This is a genomic window from Brevundimonas sp. AAP58, from assembly GCF_001295975.1.
Taxonomy (GTDB): Bacteria; Pseudomonadota; Alphaproteobacteria; order Caulobacterales; family Caulobacteraceae; genus Brevundimonas.
The window spans coordinates 39,510-55,670 of sequence record NZ_LJHU01000041.1; the positions used below are offsets into that span (position 1 = coordinate 39,510).

Here is a 16,161-nt window from a genome sequence, read left to right on the forward strand (position 1 = left end):
TGTCGCCGGGCTGTGGCGCGGGGTTACCGCACAGGTCGATGGACCGAGTTAGAGGCGCTTTGGCGGCCGGTGCAAGGGCTCAGACCTGCCGCCGGAAGGCCGCGCCGTCGGCGTCGAACAGATGAGCGCGATCGGGCGCGATCCGCAGGGACAGGGCCTCGCCCACCGCGACCCGCACTTCGCCGGGCAGCTGGACGGTCAGGGTCTCGGCCGATCCCGCCACGGTGGCGTAGGCATAGGTGGCGGCACCCAGGCTCTCGACGAAGGTCGCGGTCGCGGCAACGGCATCGCCGGGACCATCGAGGCTCAGATGCTCGGGCCGGACGCCGAGCTGGACCGGCTGGCCGACCCGGGCCCCGGCTGCATCGACGCCCACCCGGACGGTCGCGCCGTCGGCGAGGCGAACGGTGGCCCCGGCCACCGAAGCCTCGACGATCTCGGCCGGGATCAGATTCATCTTGGGGCTACCGATGAACTCAGCCACGAAGCGGGTGCGGGGGTGATCATACAGCTCCAGCGGAGCGCCGACCTGTTCCACGACGCCGCCATTCAGCACCACGATCCGATCGGCCAGCGTCATGGCCTCCACCTGGTCGTGGGTAACGTAGATCATGGTGGTTTTCAGCCGCTGATGCAGGGCCGCGAACTCGTAGCGCATGCGAACCCTGAGCGCGGCGTCCAGGTTCGACAGCGGCTCGTCGAACAGGAAAACCTGCGGCTCGCGCACGATGGCCCGGCCGATGGCGACCCGCTGACGCTGGCCGCCGGACAGGGCCTTCGGTTTGCGATCGAGGTAGTCCGAGATGTTGAGGATATCGGCGGCGGCGGCCACTCGCCGGTCGATCTCGGTCTTCTGCGTCTTCGCGAGCGTCAGGCCGAACGCCATGTTCTGGCGCACCGTCATGTGCGGATAAAGCGCATAGGACTGGAACACCATGGCGACGCCCCGATCGGACGGCGACAGGGCGTTGACGGTGCGGCCGCCGATGGCAACCTCCCCGGTGTCGGGCTCTTCCAGCCCGGCGATGGCTCTCAGCAGGGTAGACTTGCCACAGCCGGACGGACCCACGAACACCACGAACTCGCCGTCGGCGACATCAAGATCGACGCCCTTCAGAACAGGCGTCGCGCCAAAGCTCTTGGTGATGCCGCGAAGGGCGACCTCGGCCATACTGTCGTTCCGTCCCGCTTATCGTTGGGTGGACCGTAAACGGTTACAGCAACCAGGCAACTCCTCAGCCGGTGGGGAAAGCTTAGCCGCGCGCCTTGTTGCCCTTGAAGGTCTTGGGGCCGGTCTTGGGTTTGCCGGTCCAGGGACGGTCGCCGGCGGCGGAGGCGGGCTTGGGCGTCCAGGGCTTCTTGGCGGACTTGGGCTTGTCGACCCAGGGCTTCTTGCCCTCGGGGACCGGGGCGTCCTTGGTCCGCTTGACCCATTTGGGCCTGGCCTCGGACGCGGCGGGCGCGGCGGCGGTTTCTGCGGGACGGGGCGTCCAGGGCTTCTTCGATGGCGGGCCGTCGGCGCGGGGCGGGCGAGGGTTGCGGGCCGGGCGGTCGCCGTCGTCTCGGCGGGGCTTGTCGAAGCGGCGCAGCGACTTTTCGCCGGGGCCGGGGGCGACAGCATCCGACACGGTCACGCCGTCCTCGGTCGAGGCGGCGACGGCCGCGCGGAACTTCGCCTCGGCGGATTTGGTGATCTCGAACTTGGTCTCGCGCTCGAAGATCTTGATGGAGCCGACGTCGGGCTTGGTGACGTGGCCGAGGCGGCAGATGGTGGGCAGGAGCCACTTGGGATCGGCGTTCTTGTCGCGCCCGATGTTGATGCGGAACCAGACCATGTCGCCGCCACGCGCGAAGTCGGTCAGGGGGCCGTCACGCTGGCCGCGCTCATTCACGCCGGACGACTGGGCGCGCTTCATGCGCTCGTCGTCGTAGACGTCTTCGGGCGATGGCAGCTTTTGGCGGTACAGGCGGATGAGCGACGCCGCGATTTGCTCCGGCGTCGAGCGCTCCAGCAACTGACGGCCGAGCGCCAGGGCTTCCTCGTCCTCGACCGGGGCGGTCAGGGCGGGATCGGCGAGCAGGCGTTCGCGGTCCTTTTCCAGGATCATCTCGGCGGTCGGCGGGCCCTGCCACTCGGCCTTGATGGCGGCCGACTGGAGCATCAGCTCGACCTTCCTGCGGCGCGTGTAGCTGACCATCAGGACCGAGACGCCCTTCTTGCCCGCCCGGCCGGTGCGGCCCGAGCGGTGCAGCAGGGTAGCCTTGTTGACCGGGATCTCGGCGTGGATGACGAGGCCGAGGTCGGGCAGGTCGAGGCCGCGCGCGGCGACGTCGGTGGCGACGCAGACGCGGGCGTGGCCGTCGCGGAGCGCCTGCAGCGCCTCGGAGCGGGCGCCTTGCGTCAGCTCGCCGGACAGGCCGACGACGGAGAAGCCGCGTTCGCGCAGCGAGCTCGTCAGGTGCTTCACCCGCTCGCGGGTGTTGGCGAAGACCAGCGCGCCGGGCGCCTCGAACCAGCGCAGCACATTGACGACGCCGAGCTCGACCTCGTTGGGGGCGACGCGGATGCAGCGGTACTCGATGTCGCCGTGGGGGGCGTTCTTCTGGGTGGTGTCGATGCGGATGGCGTCGCGCTGATAGGTGCGGGCCAGGTCGACGATGTCGCGGGCCAGCGTCGCCGAGAACATCAGGGTGCGCCGGTTCTCCGACGGAGCGGCGTCGAGGATGAAGGTCAGGTCCTCGGAGAAGCCCATGTCGAGCATCTCGTCGGCCTCGTCGAGCACGACGGCCTTGAGGCGGGTCAGGTCCAGCGCGCCGCGCGAGAGATGGTCCTTGAGGCGGCCCGGCGTGCCGACCACGATGGCGGCGCCGCGTTCCAGCACGCGGCGCTCGGCGCGGGGGTCCATGCCACCGACGCAGGTGGCGATGCGGGCCCCGGCCTTGCCGTAGAGCCACTCGAGTTCCTTGGACACCTGAAGCGCCAGTTCGCGAGTCGGGGCGATGATCAGGGCGCCGGGCGCGCCGTTGTCCTCGATGCGGTCGGCGTCGCCCAGCAGGGTGGTGGCCAAAGCCAGGCCGAAGGCGACGGTCTTGCCCGAGCCGGTCTGGGCGCTGACCAGCAGGTCGCGGCCTTCCTCGGCCTCCAGGACGGCGGACTGGACAGGGGTCGGCTCGTCATAGCCGCGTTCGGAGAGCGCGCGGTCGAGCGCGGGATGACTGGCGGGGAAGGGCATGGGGGTCTCGTAGGGCGCCGGGCGGTGAAACGCGAGGGGCGCGGTCGTTATGGGCCGGGGCCTATGCGCCGCGATCAAGGCCGAAATGGGGGGAGGGCGCCGGAATCTGACCGTCGTTCGCCCACCCGGTGACAGCCCTCCCGTCCGCATGCATTGTCCAGTCGTCTTTCGGGGGAGAGTCGTATGCGCAAGCTTCTGTTTTTCAGCGCACTTTCGCTATCGTTGGCGGCGTCTCCGCTCATGACGCCAGCGGCCTTGGCGCAGCAGCTGAGACCGGGCGGCGAGGTGCGGGGAGAACTGGCCCGGGGCGATGACCGGCTGGGCTCGGGCGAGTTCGTGGACATCTATGAGATCCAGGGACGCGCGGGTGAAACCCTGCGCGCCACGATGCGGTCCGACGACTTCGACACCTATCTGATGATCCGTGGACCCGGCGGCTTCTCGGAGGACAACGACGATGCGGACGGCACCAACTCGGCGCTGGATGTCCGCCTGCCTTCAAACGGAACGTATTGGCTCAGCGCAACCAGTTATCAGGCTGGCGAGAGCGGGCGCTATGTGTTGCGCCTGGACGCGGCCGGAGCTGGCGGGCAAGCGCAGTTCCGGCGGGATCGGGACAATACCGGCGGCGGGACGCTGAGGCTCGATGTGCTCTCGGCCGGTGTCCTCGCCCAGGGGGACCGACGGCTGAACAGTGGGGAGTTCGCCGACGATTGGACCCTGCCTGTGCGCCGTGGAGAAAGCTACACGGTCCGGCTCTCGTCTGCGGATTTCGACACATATCTGATGCTGCGTGGCCAGGGGCTGTCGGAGGACAATGACGACGACACCCGCCAGCGGGGCACGACCAACAGCGCACTCACCTTTACGGCGACCGACGATGGCGAAGTCGACATCGCCGCGACCAGCTTCGAGCCGGGAGAGGTCGGGCGCTACCAGATCGTGGTCGAACGCAATGGAGCTCCGGGACGAGCCGCTTCAGGCTCGAGGACTCCGTCAGAGTTCCGACCGCTCGACCGCCAGACTGATGGGATGATCCAGGTCGGCCAGACGGTCAGCGGCAGGCTGGCGCGAGGCGATAGACGGCTCCAGAGCGGGGAATACATCAACGTCTGGACGCTGCGCGGACGGCGCGGGCAGACGGTGGATCTCAGGCTGACGTCCTCGGCGTTCGACCCTTACCTTGCAATCCGCGGGCCGGGCGGCCTGTCGGACTTCAACGACGACGATCCGGATGGTGGCGGTTCGTTCAATAGTCGTCTGATTGTGACCCTGCCGGCCGACGGCGACTATGAGGTCACTGCGACCAGCTATGCGCCGGGGGAAGAAGGAACCTATCGCTTGGCGGCGATCGCGGCGGACGGGCGCTCGGCCCCGAGCCGCCCGAGCCAGCAGTCCTATGTCGAGGATGGTCGTGGACGTCAGGCTCTGGAGAGTGGATCGATCCAGCTAGGCCAGACCGTCGGCGGCTCCCTGCAGGCCGGTGACGACCAGCTATCCAGCGGAGAATATGCCGACAGCTTCACCTTCGTCGGACAGCGCGGGCAGAGGATCGCGGCAGAGCTGACCTCATCAGCTTTCGACGCTTACCTAATCCTGCGAACGCCCGGCGGCGAGCAGCTCGATAACGACGATGCTGACGGCACCAACAGCCGGATCGATACTGTTCTGGCCGAGGATGGCGAGTATGTCGTGCAAGTCACGTCCTTTGCGCCCGGGGAGACCGGCTCGTACCGCTTCAGCCTGGTCCCCTCGATGGGAACGACGCGGCAGGCGGCGGTGCAGGGCGGCGCACGGGTTCACGCGGTCATGGTCGGCATCTCGGACTATGGCGGCACCGCGAGCGATCTGTCCTACACCGATGAGGACGCCGAGAAGCTGGCGGAAACGCTCCGCCGCGGGGGAGTCCTGGCACCGGAAAGCGTCGTCCTGACCAATGCGCAGGCCACGGTCGCGGGGGTGCGCCAGGCCTTCGAGCAGGTGGCGCGCGAGGCCGGACCGGACGACCTGTTCCTGTTTTTCTTCTCGGGCCACGGGGTCCAGCGGGAGGGAGGCCCCAGCGGAGACGAGCCGGATGGCCGCACTGAAACCATCGTGCTCCGGGACGGCGAGATCACCGACGCCGAGATGGGTCGGATGTTCGCCACGCTCAACACGCGGTTGTCGCTGCTCGTGCTCGACAGCTGCTTCTCTGGCGGGTTCGCGCGCAATGTCGTGGACCGACCGGGCGTGATGGGCCTGTTCAGCTCGGAAGAGGACCTGACCAGCTCGGTTGCCGACAAGTTCGAGGCAGGGGGTTACCTGTCCCACTTCCTGCGCGCCGGGTTGGCGGGTGCCGGGGATGTCGACGGTGACGGTGCGGTGACAGCGGGGGAACTGTCGACTTACCTTCGCCGCCAGTTCGTGGCGGAGGCGTCCGGCATCGAGGCCGAGACGCTCGAAGGCCAGCGCAACTACCAGAACCTGGTCATAGATCGGGGCGGGGTGCAGGTGGACGACATCGTGCTGAGGCTGAGCGGTCGGGGCTCAGCCCAGGGCGCGCCCTAGAGGCTACTCGGCGTCGGGCTGACGTTCGGGGCGGGTCACCTCGAAAGCGTCGACCGCCATGCAGGCCGCCTCGACAGCCTGAAGGCGTGGCCAGCGCAGTTCGACGCCGAACCGCCGGGCGTTGGCCATCTGGGGGACCAAGAGAACGTCCGCCAGGGTGGGGCGATTGCCGAAGGCAAAGGGGCCGTCGCTGTTCGCGATCAGCGCCTCCAGGGCGTCGAAGCCGTCAGCGATCACGCGCCGCGCCCAGGCCTGACGCCCGGCCTCGTCCTGGCCCAGCGCCTCCAGCGCCTTGAGGACGCGCAGGTTCTGGACCGGATGGATGTCGCAGGCGATCGCCTGGGCGAAGGCCCGGACCTGCGCCCGCTCGACGGGATCACTGGGCAGCAGGGGCGGATCAGGCAGCACCTCGTCCAGATACTCGCAGATCGCCAGGGACTGGGTCAGGACCGTGCCGTCGTCCAGCACCAGACTGGGGATCAGGCCCTGGGGATTGATCGCGCGATAGGCCGGCGACAGCTGCTCGGCGCGACGCAGGTGCTGAAACGCCAGTTCGGCCTCGACCCCCTTGAGCGCGAGCACGATGCGGACGCGCCAGGCCGCCGATGACCGGAAATAGCTGTGCAGGATCATGGGCTCACGCCTCCTGCGGGCCAATGACGACTTGGAGCGGTTCCAGCCCCGCGATCTCCCCGATCAGGGTGTCGCCGATGGCCACCGGTCCGACGCCCGACGGCGTGCCGGTGAAGATCAGATCGCCCGGTTCCAGCCGATAGAAGCGCGAGACATGGGCGATGACCTCCGCCACCGACCAGATCATGTCGCCCAGGTCGCCGCGCTGGGTCTCCACCCCGTTGCGCGACAGGGTGATCGCGCCGGCCGAGGCGTCGAACCCCGGTCCCGTGCGGATCACGCCCAGGGGCTTGGACTGCTCCACATTCTTGGCCACGTCCCAGGGCCGACCGGCGGCCTTGGCCTCGGCCTGAAGGTCGCGCCGGGTCATGTCGAGCCCGACGGCATGGCCGTGAACCAGCGACAGGGCCTGGTCGACCGGCACCGCGTGCCCGGACGCTCCGATGGCGACCACCAGCTCGACCTCGTGATGGTAATCGGCGGTCCCGGCCGGATAGGCGATGGTCCCGCCGCCCGGCACGACGGTCTCGGCCCAGGCCGTGAAGAAGAAGGGCGGCTCCCGGTCCGGATTGGCTCCCATTTCGCGGGCGTGCGCGGCATAGTTGCGACCGATGCAGAACAGACGCCGCACCGGAAACGGGCGGCCGCCCGAGGTCGGGGCCAGCACGGGAGTTGGGAGCGGGAATGCGCTCATGAGGGCATCTCTGCGAAAGGTCGACAGGCCTGCCCATAGACCAGACGCCGCCCCGTGTCTCGGCCCGCGCCGCCCTCGCGGTCGCCCGCGCCCGGGCCCTCGCGCTGACGACCGCCGTACGCGCAAGACGGTGAACGGGGTGGTGACCTGGACCCTGTGGTCGGTCGCGGAGCTGCCCGCGGATCGGCACGCCGCTGTCCGGCGCTGACGCCCCGCGAGGAAAATCGCCTGATCGAGGCCGACGACGCCGTTTTGGAACTGGAAGATCAGATCGCCGCGATCGAAGCCGCCGAAGCCCCGACCCCGGAGCAGATGGCCCAGCTGCCTGAGCGGCGCGGGTGCCTTGAGCGTGAAAGCGCGGTTATGGAACGCCTGACGGCCAAGCGGGACCGCCGAAGCGAGCACTGTCAGGCGAAGACACGCCGCTCACGTCAGGCTAGCTTGACCGTATGAATCATGGTCGGGGGGCCGGGTGAGCGCGTTCGAATACGTCTTCGCCTTCTACAGTCTGATCCTGGGTCTCGCTGCGGCAGAGGTCGTGTCCGGTTTCGCGGACATGTGGCGCGACCGGCGAAGGATAGAGGTCGGCTTCTGTACGCCGGTCCTGGCCCTATGTGTCCTGTTGGGCATCATGAACACATGGATCACGTTCTGGGCCTATCGAGAGATCCTGGAGGTCGGGGCCGAGTTCATGCTGGTCACCGCCCTGACAGCGCTCCCCTATGTCTTCATCGCTCGGCTGATGTTCCCGCGCGAAGGCCAGGGCGTCTCTCTGGAGGAGCATTTCTTCGAGCATCGGCGGTTCATGCTGATCGGGGTCGCCGCGCCGGTCATCGTGGGTCGGGTATGGGCTCTGGTCGACGGTAGGGGATACCCGGGCGGGTTTGAGGGCGCCTACTTTGCCATCCGCATCCTGATCCCGCTGGCGCTGCTCTTCACCGCGAACCGGCGGGTGAACAGGATCGGCCTTGCACTCATCCCCTTCGTGCAGATCGCGGGCTTGTTCCGGTGAGCACCTTCGAGTTCTCCTTCACCTTCATTGGCCTCGTCGCGGGACTGGCCGTGGTGGAGCTGGTCGCGGGCGTGGGGCGGCTGGTGCATGAGGGGCACCGTATCCGCGTTGGCTGGCTGACGCCGCTCCTGGCCATCTTCATGGTCATCGACGTCGCGACCTTCTGGAACCAGTCGCTGATCCTGAACCAGAACGCCCCGTACAGCATCGCTCTGCTGATGCTGGGGCTGACGACGAGCGGCTTGCTCTACCTCGCCGCCACCCTCGTCTTCCCGCGCGAGATCGAGGACGGCCTGGACCTCGACGCCCACTACTGGCGCCACCGACGCCTCATCTTCAGCCTGGTTGTCGCCGCCAAGGTACTGAACTTCAGCCTCGCGGCCGTGCTAGTAGCGGCCCAGGCACCGGAGGCCCTCTGGGGCTTTCTGCGGCTGATGGTGATGTTCGCGAGCCTGGCGCTCCTCGCCGCCTTCCTGCCCAAGGGACGTCTCGCCGCCCTGGCCTTTCTCGCCCTCTTCGCGATGGACGCGCACCTGGTGATTTCCGACGCCTTCCTCCTTGCGCAGGGTGGAGCATGGGACCTCGGCAGCGCTTCTCCGGAGGACACCCGTTGAGCGACTTCGAGTTCTTCTTCAGCTTCTACGGCCTGCTTCTGGGCCTGTCGGTCGCCGAGCTGACCGGCGGGTTCGCGCGGCTGCTGCATGAGCGGCATCGGGTGCGGTTCGGCTGGCTCACGCCGCTTCTGGCGCTGTTCGTGGCGATCGATCTGGCGACGTTCTGGAACCAGGCGTGGCGGTTCTTTCGAGACGCCCCGTTCAATCCGGCCCTGTTGCTGGTCGGTCTGGTGATCGCCGCGACCTTCTATGTCGCGGCCAGCGTAACCTTTCCGCGCGTGACGGCGGAGGGCGTGGAGACGCGGATCGACCTCGATGAGCACTTCTGGGCGCATCGGAGGGTCGTTTTCGGCTGCGTGCTGGCGGCCAATGCGATGGTATGGATTCTGCTGGGCCTGTTGGCACTGGCGGATCCCGCATGGGCTGCGTTCTGGACGCCCCGGATCATCTTTGGCGTGATCCTGTTCGCCGCGGGCAATCTGGCGGCGGCGTTCGCGCCCCAGCGATGGCTGGTGATCGGATCGTTGGTCGTCGTGCTGGCCTATACCCTGTGGAACATGATGCGGGCGGGGGCCCAGCTGATCGCATCGGGGACCTGGTCGCCAGCGGTCTGATCCGCCCTTGCCAGATCGGTCCCGCCAGACGACGAAGGGCCATGCGCCCTATCCTGATCCTCGCGGCCGTCGCCGCCCTCTCCAGTAGCGTGAGCCCCGCCATGTCCCAGAACGTCCCGAACGCAGCCCCGTGGGACCAGGCTTTCTTGCCTCCCGCTCTGGCCTGGGACGGCGCGAGCCGCAGCCTGTTGGCGGACGCCGCCAATCCCTGGATCACCGACTTCGAGCGCGATCCGGAGCGGAACCACAGCCCCGACTACGCCGCCACCCGCGCCTGGTTCGACCGGCTGGACGCGGCGTCCGAGCTGATCCGCATCGAGGCGTTCGGCGTCTCGCCGGAGGGCCGTCCGATCTATGCCGTCATCGCCAGCCGCGACGGGGCGACGCTCGATCCCTTCAAGCCCGTGTTGCTGGCTCAGGCCGGCATCCATCCGGGCGAGATCGACGGCAAGGACGCCGGGATGATGCTGCTGCGCGACATCGCCTTCGGCGACAAGGGCGGGCTGATCGACGACGTCAACCTGGTGCTGATCCCCATCCTGTCGGTCGACGGCCATGAGCGGGCCAGCGCCTATTCCCGCCCCAACCAGCGGGGGCCGCGCATCCAGGGTTGGCGGAACACCGCCACCAACCAGAACCTGAACCGCGACTTCCTGAAGCTGGATCAGCCCGAGATGCGGGCGCTCCGGGCCTTCATGAACCGGCTGGATCCGGACCTGTATCTCGACATCCACGTCACCGACGGCATGGACTACCAGTACGACATCACCTTCGGATTTAACGGCGAGGACGGGGTCTATTCCCGCTCGCCGGCGATCTCGGAATGGCTGGACGACCGCTTCAAGCCGGCGATCAACGCGGCGCTGGAAGAGCAGGGGCACATCCCGGGCCCCTTGGTGTTCGGCGTCAATGATGAGAATCCGCGCGCGGGCTTGTCGGATGGCGGTCTGGGCGAGCGCTTCTCCAACGGCTGGGGCGCGGCGGCGCATGTGCCGACGGTCCTGATCGAGAACCACAGCCTCAAGCCCTATGAACAGCGCGTCCTTGGGACCTATGTCCTGATCGAGGCCTCCCTGCGCCTGCTGGCCGAAGAGGGCGCCGCCGTCCGCTCCGCCATCTCCGCCGACCGGGCGCTGAGGCCCGCCGAGATTCCCGCGAATTTCGTCCCCGATCCGACGCCGCTGGAGACCCGCGCGTTCCGGGGCGTACTCTACGAGACTTACGAGAGCCCCGCGTCCGGCCGGACCGAGATCCGCTGGCTGGGCCGGCCCGATCCCCAGCTGTGGCAGGTGCCCTTCTTCGGATCGCGCCCCTCGCTCACCTTGCGCCGACCCACCGCCTACTGGGTGCCCGCCCACCGCGCCGATCTGATCGAGCGGCTGCGCATCCACGGGCTGCAGATGGAGACGTTGGAGACGCCGAGGACCGTTTCGGTTTCCATGCTTCGTCTGGTCGATCCCGTCATCGCCACCCGCGCCAACGAGGGCCACGTTCAGATGAGCGTCCAGACGGTGGAGGCGGAACAGCGCGACTGGACCTGGGCGCCCGGCTCCGTGCGCGTGCCAACGGATCAGCCGCTCGGCGACATCGCGGTCCTGCTGCTGGAACCGCAGTCCAACGAGAGCTTCTTCGCCTGGGGCCTGGTCCCGGAGGTCCTCAGCCGCGTCGAGTATATCGAGGGCTATGCCATCGCGCCGCTGGCCGAGGCCATGCTGGCGGCCGATCCGGCGCTGAAGGCCGAGTTCGAGGCGAGGCTGGCCGCCGACCCGGCCTTCGCGGCGAACGGGGATGCGCGGCTGCAGTGGTTCTATGAGCGCACGCCGTTCTATGATGACCGCTACCGACTCTATCCGGTCGGTCGGGAGGGCTGAGCATGATGATCGACGGGACCCTGAGCGGCGCGGAGGCGGCGGCGCTGTGGAGCGGGCTGCTGCTCCTGCTGCTGGTGGTCCTGTCGATGCGGGTGGCGCTGGCGCGGCGCTCGCGGAGGGTGTCGCTGGGCGACGGCGGTGATCCCGATCTGGCGCTCAAGAGCCGCGTGTTTGGCAATGCGGCGGAGTACATCCCGGTCGGTGTCGCGGCCATGGCCATCCTGGCGACGCTGGGCATGCCGGCGGTCGGCATCCATATGGTCGGCGCGCCGCTACTGCTGGGACGCGTGCTGCACGCGGCGGGTCTGCGCGGGGACCGGGCCACGACGGCGCGAGTCTTCGGCATCTTGCTGACCTGGCTGTCGCTGTTCCTTGCAGCCCTGATGCTGGTCGTGCACGCCTTCATCGCGCCGCATTGAAACGCGGCGGCTAGTCCGCGTCCCAGACGAAGTCCCTGTCGATCCAATCGCCGAGCCGGCCGTTGGGCCGCGCCAGGGCGTGGACGCGCTCCATCTCCTCGGCCGACAGCTCGAAGTCCCAGATGTCGAAGTTCTCTGCGGCCCGCTCCGGCTTCACGGTGCGCGGAATGGCGATGACGTTCTGCTGGATCAGCCAGCGCAGGGTCACCTGGCCTGGCGTCTTGCCGTGCGCCGCCGCGATCTCGCCGATCACGGGATCATCGGCGATCTGGCCCTGGGCCAACGGCGACCAGGCGGTGATCGAGGACCCCAGCTCCGCCGCCGTCGCCCGCAGCGTCTTGAGCGACAGATAAGGGTGGTATTCGACCTGGTTGGTGATGATCCGGGCGCTCGATGCTGCCTGGGCCTGGCGAAACTGGGCCGCTGGATAGTTGGACACGCCGATGGACCGGGTCAGGCCCCGCTCCATCGCCTCGTTCAGAGCGGCGATCGTATCGGGGATCGACGGCTTCACCTTGGGCCAGTGCAGCAGCAGGAGGTCAGGCGTGAAGCCCAGGCATTCTGCCGACTCTTCGGCCTGGGCCAACAGGTGGTCGCGCTGGAAATGGGCGACCCAGATCTTGGTCGTCAGCCAGATCTGGTCGCGTGGCACGCCGGAATCGCGGATACCATCGCCGACCGCCGCCTCGTTCTTGTAGATCCAGGCCGTATCGATATGGCGGTAGCCGATGCTCAGGGCCTCGGCGACCATGCGCCGCGCGTCCGCCGGCTCCAGCTGCCAGGTGCCGAAGCCGAGCAAGGGGATGGTCAGACCGTCGACGGTGATCGTGGCTTGGTCGGTCATGGCGGACTCCAGCGTCGTTCGGGGAAGAGGCCGGATATAAGCCGGGCCGAGCGCCTCGCCAGTCTCAGCCAACCATCAGCCAGTCCGCGATTTCGTCCCAGACCGGTTCCATGCCGCGCCGGAACATGCCCTCGTGGCCGACCCGGGCGACGCCGTAGTCGGCTGGTCGACGCACGACCAGCTCGGATGGCGCGTTCGGATAGACCTTCAGCATGTCCGGCCCGGTGCGAGTGTTGGCGATCGGATCGTCGGTGAAGATCCATGACCGGATCGGCGCGGTCACCTCGGCGAAGTGGTTGGGCTGGAGCTCGGTCAGCAGCCGCTCGCCGAAGTATCGCGGATCGTGGCACCACTTCCGCCACGGCAGGAACACCCCGCGCGGCAGGTCGGCCCCCCGCCACAAGCCGCCGCCCTTGATGTAGCCATGGCGCGCCAGGCTGAAGGGGCCATACCCCCACCAGAAGAACAGCTCGACCGGGTTGTAGCTCAGCGGGTGTTTGCGCCAGTAACCCGAGCCGACGGCGACGAAGGCATGGCGCCGTATCTTGGCGTGGTTCGGCATGAAGCCGGCGAAGTGGCCGCCCACGCTGTGGCCGACATGGGTGACGGGCAGGCCGGGGGCCTCGGCGATCAGCGCCTCGAGCGCGGCGGGCATGTCCAGCCGACCCCAGTCCTCATAGGTCATGCGCATCGCCGCCAGATCCTCGGGCCGCGACCCGCCGATGCCGCGCATGTCGTGGGTCAGGACCGCCGCGCCGCGTCCGGCCAGATGCCGCGCGAACCGCTCGTAGAAGCCCTTGGGGAAACCGGTGCCGGACGTCACCAGAACGGCGTGGGTCGGCTCCGGGGCGGAGATCAGACGCATCGACAGCGGATAGCCGTCGGCGGCGGGCGCCGTCAGGTCGCGGAGGATGAGATCGGTGCGCGCCATCGGAGGTCCGTCCTGTTTGGAAACGAACCTGACACGGTGACGCTGGGGAAGGTCAAGAGGCGGGGATCAGTCCCCGATGGGCAGGCGGAACCGCAGGCCCTGACGCTCCGGCGAGGCACCCGCCGGGCGGCACTCTGTGACGAAGGCGACCGCCCCGCCCTCGCGCCGGGGTCGGCTCTCGCAGACCTGGTCCTGGACTGTGTTGGCGGCCGCGACGCGCCGCTCAGGCTCGCGGCATTCGACGGGGAAGGAGCCGTCGGCGCTGGGCGTGGCCTGACATGGCGTCGGGGCATCCGCCGGCCGCAGACCCGCCGGCAGCCGGTCGCCGAGCGCCAGCGACAGGTCGGCCCGCACCCGGGACTGGCAGGCGGCCATGGGCTCGTCGCCGCGCACCAGGGGGCTGCACTGCGACCGCTCCCAGCCGAAAGGATCGGCGAGTGCCCAGGCCGGAAGGTCCGGAGCGTCGGCGACTTCGACCGCCTCGACGACGTCCGGCGGCGGGGTCTCCCAGACGACCGCCCCGGGCGTTTGCTGAAGCACGAGAAGCAGGGCGAAGACGGTCGGCATGGCGCGGTCCTCCGGAACGCCTCCACTCTCGCATGAAACGCCGGTTTCCGCGACGGCCAATCCGCCTCAGCGGGTCAGGGCCCGCATCGCCTTGTCGAGCCCGTCCAGAGTCAGGGGATACATGCGCTCGTCCATGATCTCGCGCAGCAGGCCGACCGAGGCGGTATAGCTCCAGTACCGCTCCGCCACCGGGTTCAGCCACACCGACTTGTCCCACTGCAGCCGCGCGCGACGCATCCAGACGGCCCCGGCCTCCTCGTTCCAGTGCTCGACCGAGCCGCCGGGCATGGTGACCTCATAGGGGCTCATGGTCGCGTCGCCGACGAAGATGGCGCGCCAGTCGCCATTGTACTTGTGCAGCAGGTCCCAGGTCGGGATCCGCTCGGTGTGGCGCCGGCGATTGTCCTTCCAGACGCCCTCGTAGAGGCAGTTGTGGAAGTAGAAAAACTCCAGGTTCTTGAACTCGGTCCGGGCGGCCGAGAACAGCTCCTCGCAGAGCTTGATGTGGCCGTCCATCGACCCGCCGACGTCGAGGAACAGCAGCACCTTGATGGTGTTGCGGCGCTCCGGCCGCATCTGGATGTCCAGCCAGCCCTGGCGCGCTGTGCCGTCGATGGTGCCGTCGATGTCCAGTTCCTCGGCCGCGCCTTCGCGGGCGAAGCGGCGCAGACGGCGCAGCGCGACCTTGATGTTGCGGGTGCCCAGTTCGACCGTGTCGTCCAGGTTCCGGTACTCGCGTTTCTCCCAGACCTTGACCGCGCGGCCCTGACGGCCCGGCCCGCCGACGCGCACGCCCTCGGGATTATAGCCGCCGTGACCGAAGGGGCTGGTCCCGCCCGTGCCGATCCATTTGGACCCGCCCTCGTGGCGCCCCTTCTGCTCCTCCATCCGCTGCTTGAGCGTTTCCATGAGCTTCTCGAAGCCGCCCAGCGCCTCGATCTCGGCCTTCTCCGCGTCGGTCAGGAACTTCTCGTTCAGCAGCCGGAGCCAGTCCTCCGGCACGTCCAGCGTCGGCTCCTCGCCCGCGCCGACGGTCTCGATGCCCTTGAACACCTGGCCGAACACCTGATCGAACCGGTCATAGTGCTTCTCGTCCTTGACCAGCACCGCGCGCGACAGGTGGTAGAAGTCCTCGACCCGGCCCCCGGCCACACCCTTGTCCATGGCTTCCATCAGGTGGAGCCATTCCTTCATCGAGACGGGAACGCGGGCGTCCTTCAGGGCGGTGAAGAAGGGGAGGAGCATGGGTCGAACCGTGTCCCCGGATCAGCCGCGACGCAAGATGAACTCGTCGTCGCGCCAGGCGCCGACGGGGTATTGATACTCGCCCGCCTTCTCGAAGCCGTGCATGGCATAGAGCTTCTGCGCCTTTAGGTTTCCGCTCCAGACGCCGATCCATAGCGGGCCGTCGGTGTTCGCTTCCATCCAGTCGAGCGACAGGGCGAGCAGCTTCGTCCCGAGGCCCAGCCCCTGAGCCGACTTGGCCACGTATAGACGCCGCAGTTCGGCATGGCTGGTGCTGGCGTCCCGATGGGGCAGGGTGTTCGGCCCGGCGTTGGCGAAGGCCAGCAGGGCGCCGTCCCGCTCGGCGACCCACCAGGCCGCGCCCGGTTCGGTAAGTTTCGCGGCCGTGGCCTCGGGGCTGAAGCTGGCGTCGAGGAACGCCGCCAGATCATCCTCGGGATAGGGAATGCCGAATCCGGTCACGAAGGTGTCGATGAAGGTCTGGCGTCCGAGCGCGCCCAGGGCCTCGGCGTCGGCGGGGGAGGGGGCTCGGATGACGACATCGCTCATGGCGCGCGATTAGGGGCTGATCCGGCTGGCGACAAGCGGCGGGACTCCGCCTAGTGTCCGCCGCCATGTCCGTCGCCCTGTTCACCCATCCCGACATGGCCGAGCACGCCCCCGGCGTCGGCCACCCGGAACGGCCGGAGCGCCTGGCCGCTGTGCTGGCCGCGCTGGACGACGCTGGCCTGTCTCTGGACCGCAGGGCCGCGACGGAGGCCGAGGTCGCCGATCTGGAGAGGGTGCACCCGACCGATTATGTGGCCCGCATTCTGAACGCCTCGCCGAGCACGGGTCTGGCTCAGCTGGACGCCGACACGGTCCTGTCTCCCGGTAGCGTGCGCGCCGCCCGGTTGGCGGCCGGAGCCGTCATCGATGCGGTCAGGGCCGTGGCGGG

The 16,161-nt window shown here is 68.4% G+C and carries 15 protein-coding genes and 1 pseudogene; 7 read left to right on the forward strand and 9 right to left on the reverse strand.

The window, feature by feature from the left end; all coding sequences use genetic code 11:
* Positions 1-79: 79 nt before the first annotated feature.
* Together IP78_RS05960 and IP78_RS05965 are read right to left on the reverse strand one after the other, a co-directional pair.
* Positions 80-1,171: an ABC transporter ATP-binding protein gene (locus IP78_RS05960; protein WP_054110786.1), complete on the reverse strand. Its 1,092-nt coding sequence runs from the start codon at positions 1,169-1,171 to the stop codon at positions 80-82.
* 82 nt (positions 1,172-1,253) lie between these two features.
* Entirely contained in the window at positions 1,254-3,233 is a 1,980-nt protein-coding gene (locus tag IP78_RS05965; RefSeq protein WP_082384877.1) for a DEAD/DEAH box helicase, read from the reverse strand.
* 183 nt (positions 3,234-3,416) lie between these two features.
* Between IP78_RS05965 and IP78_RS05970 the strand changes: the two genes are divergently transcribed.
* Positions 3,417-5,780, forward strand: a complete 2,364-nt coding sequence (locus IP78_RS05970; protein ID WP_054110787.1) for a caspase family protein — start codon at positions 3,417-3,419, stop codon at positions 5,778-5,780.
* A gap of 3 nt (positions 5,781-5,783) precedes the next feature.
* Here the strand turns inward: IP78_RS05970 and maiA are convergent, their stop codons facing one another.
* The gene (gene maiA / locus IP78_RS05975) at positions 5,784-6,413 is read right to left on the reverse strand and encodes a maleylacetoacetate isomerase (RefSeq protein ID WP_054110788.1); all 630 of its coding nucleotides are present in this window, start codon (positions 6,411-6,413) and stop codon (positions 5,784-5,786) included.
* 4 nt (positions 6,414-6,417) lie between these two features.
* Positions 6,418-7,107, reverse strand: coding sequence for a fumarylacetoacetate hydrolase family protein (locus tag IP78_RS05980; RefSeq protein WP_054110789.1), 690 nt, complete (start codon positions 7,105-7,107; stop codon positions 6,418-6,420).
* 472 nt (positions 7,108-7,579) lie between these two features.
* On the opposite strand from IP78_RS05980, the gene IP78_RS05990 reads away from it, so the two are divergent.
* Genes IP78_RS05990 through IP78_RS06010 form a run of 5 tightly spaced genes read left to right on the forward strand, consistent with a single transcriptional unit; the run spans position 7,580 to position 11,637 of the window.
* Positions 7,580-8,119: a hypothetical protein gene (locus IP78_RS05990; protein WP_054110791.1), complete on the forward strand. Its 540-nt coding sequence runs from the start codon at positions 7,580-7,582 to the stop codon at positions 8,117-8,119.
* The gene (locus IP78_RS05995; protein WP_054110792.1) at positions 8,116-8,733 is read left to right on the forward strand and encodes a hypothetical protein; all 618 of its coding nucleotides are present in this window, start codon (positions 8,116-8,118) and stop codon (positions 8,731-8,733) included. Before IP78_RS05990 ends, IP78_RS05995 begins: the two co-directional genes overlap by 4 nt.
* A complete protein-coding gene (locus IP78_RS06000; RefSeq protein ID WP_156320307.1) occupies positions 8,730-9,347 on the forward strand; it encodes a hypothetical protein in 618 nt (205 codons plus the stop codon). Before IP78_RS05995 ends, IP78_RS06000 begins: the two co-directional genes overlap by 4 nt.
* A 41-nt stretch (positions 9,348-9,388) precedes the next feature.
* Entirely contained in the window at positions 9,389-11,218 is a 1,830-nt protein-coding gene (locus tag IP78_RS06005; protein ID WP_054110794.1) for a M14 family metallopeptidase, read from the forward strand.
* Between the two features lie 2 nt (positions 11,219-11,220).
* Positions 11,221-11,637 (forward strand): MAPEG family protein, encoded by a 417-nt coding sequence (locus IP78_RS06010; RefSeq protein WP_231680935.1) that lies wholly within the window; start codon positions 11,221-11,223, stop codon positions 11,635-11,637.
* A gap of 10 nt (positions 11,638-11,647) precedes the next feature.
* Here the strand turns inward: IP78_RS06010 and IP78_RS06015 are convergent, their stop codons facing one another.
* The 5 genes from IP78_RS06015 to IP78_RS06035 form a co-directional block, all read right to left on the reverse strand.
* Positions 11,648-12,481: an aldo/keto reductase gene (locus IP78_RS06015; RefSeq protein ID WP_054110795.1), complete on the reverse strand. Its 834-nt coding sequence runs from the start codon at positions 12,479-12,481 to the stop codon at positions 11,648-11,650.
* Between the two features lie 64 nt (positions 12,482-12,545).
* Positions 12,546-13,412 carry an alpha/beta fold hydrolase gene (locus IP78_RS06020; protein WP_054110796.1) on the reverse strand — a complete coding sequence of 289 codons (867 nt, stop codon included), beginning with the start codon at positions 13,410-13,412 and terminating at the stop codon, positions 12,546-12,548.
* 66 nt (positions 13,413-13,478) lie between these two features.
* On the reverse strand, positions 13,479-13,979 hold the full coding sequence (locus IP78_RS06025; protein ID WP_054110797.1) for a hypothetical protein: 501 nt from the start codon (positions 13,977-13,979) through the stop codon (positions 13,479-13,481).
* A gap of 66 nt (positions 13,980-14,045) precedes the next feature.
* A complete protein-coding gene (locus tag IP78_RS06030) occupies positions 14,046-15,224 on the reverse strand; it encodes a VWA domain-containing protein (RefSeq protein WP_054110798.1) in 1,179 nt (392 codons plus the stop codon).
* Positions 15,225-15,245: 21 nt separating this feature from the next.
* Complete coding sequence (locus IP78_RS06035) at positions 15,246-15,773, reverse strand: GNAT family N-acetyltransferase (protein WP_054110799.1); 528 nt, start codon at positions 15,771-15,773, stop codon at positions 15,246-15,248.
* 65 nt (positions 15,774-15,838) lie between these two features.
* On the opposite strand from IP78_RS06035, the pseudogene IP78_RS06040 reads away from it, so the two are divergent.
* Positions 15,839-16,161: pseudogene (locus tag IP78_RS06040) on the forward strand (histone deacetylase family protein); the annotation flags it as partial.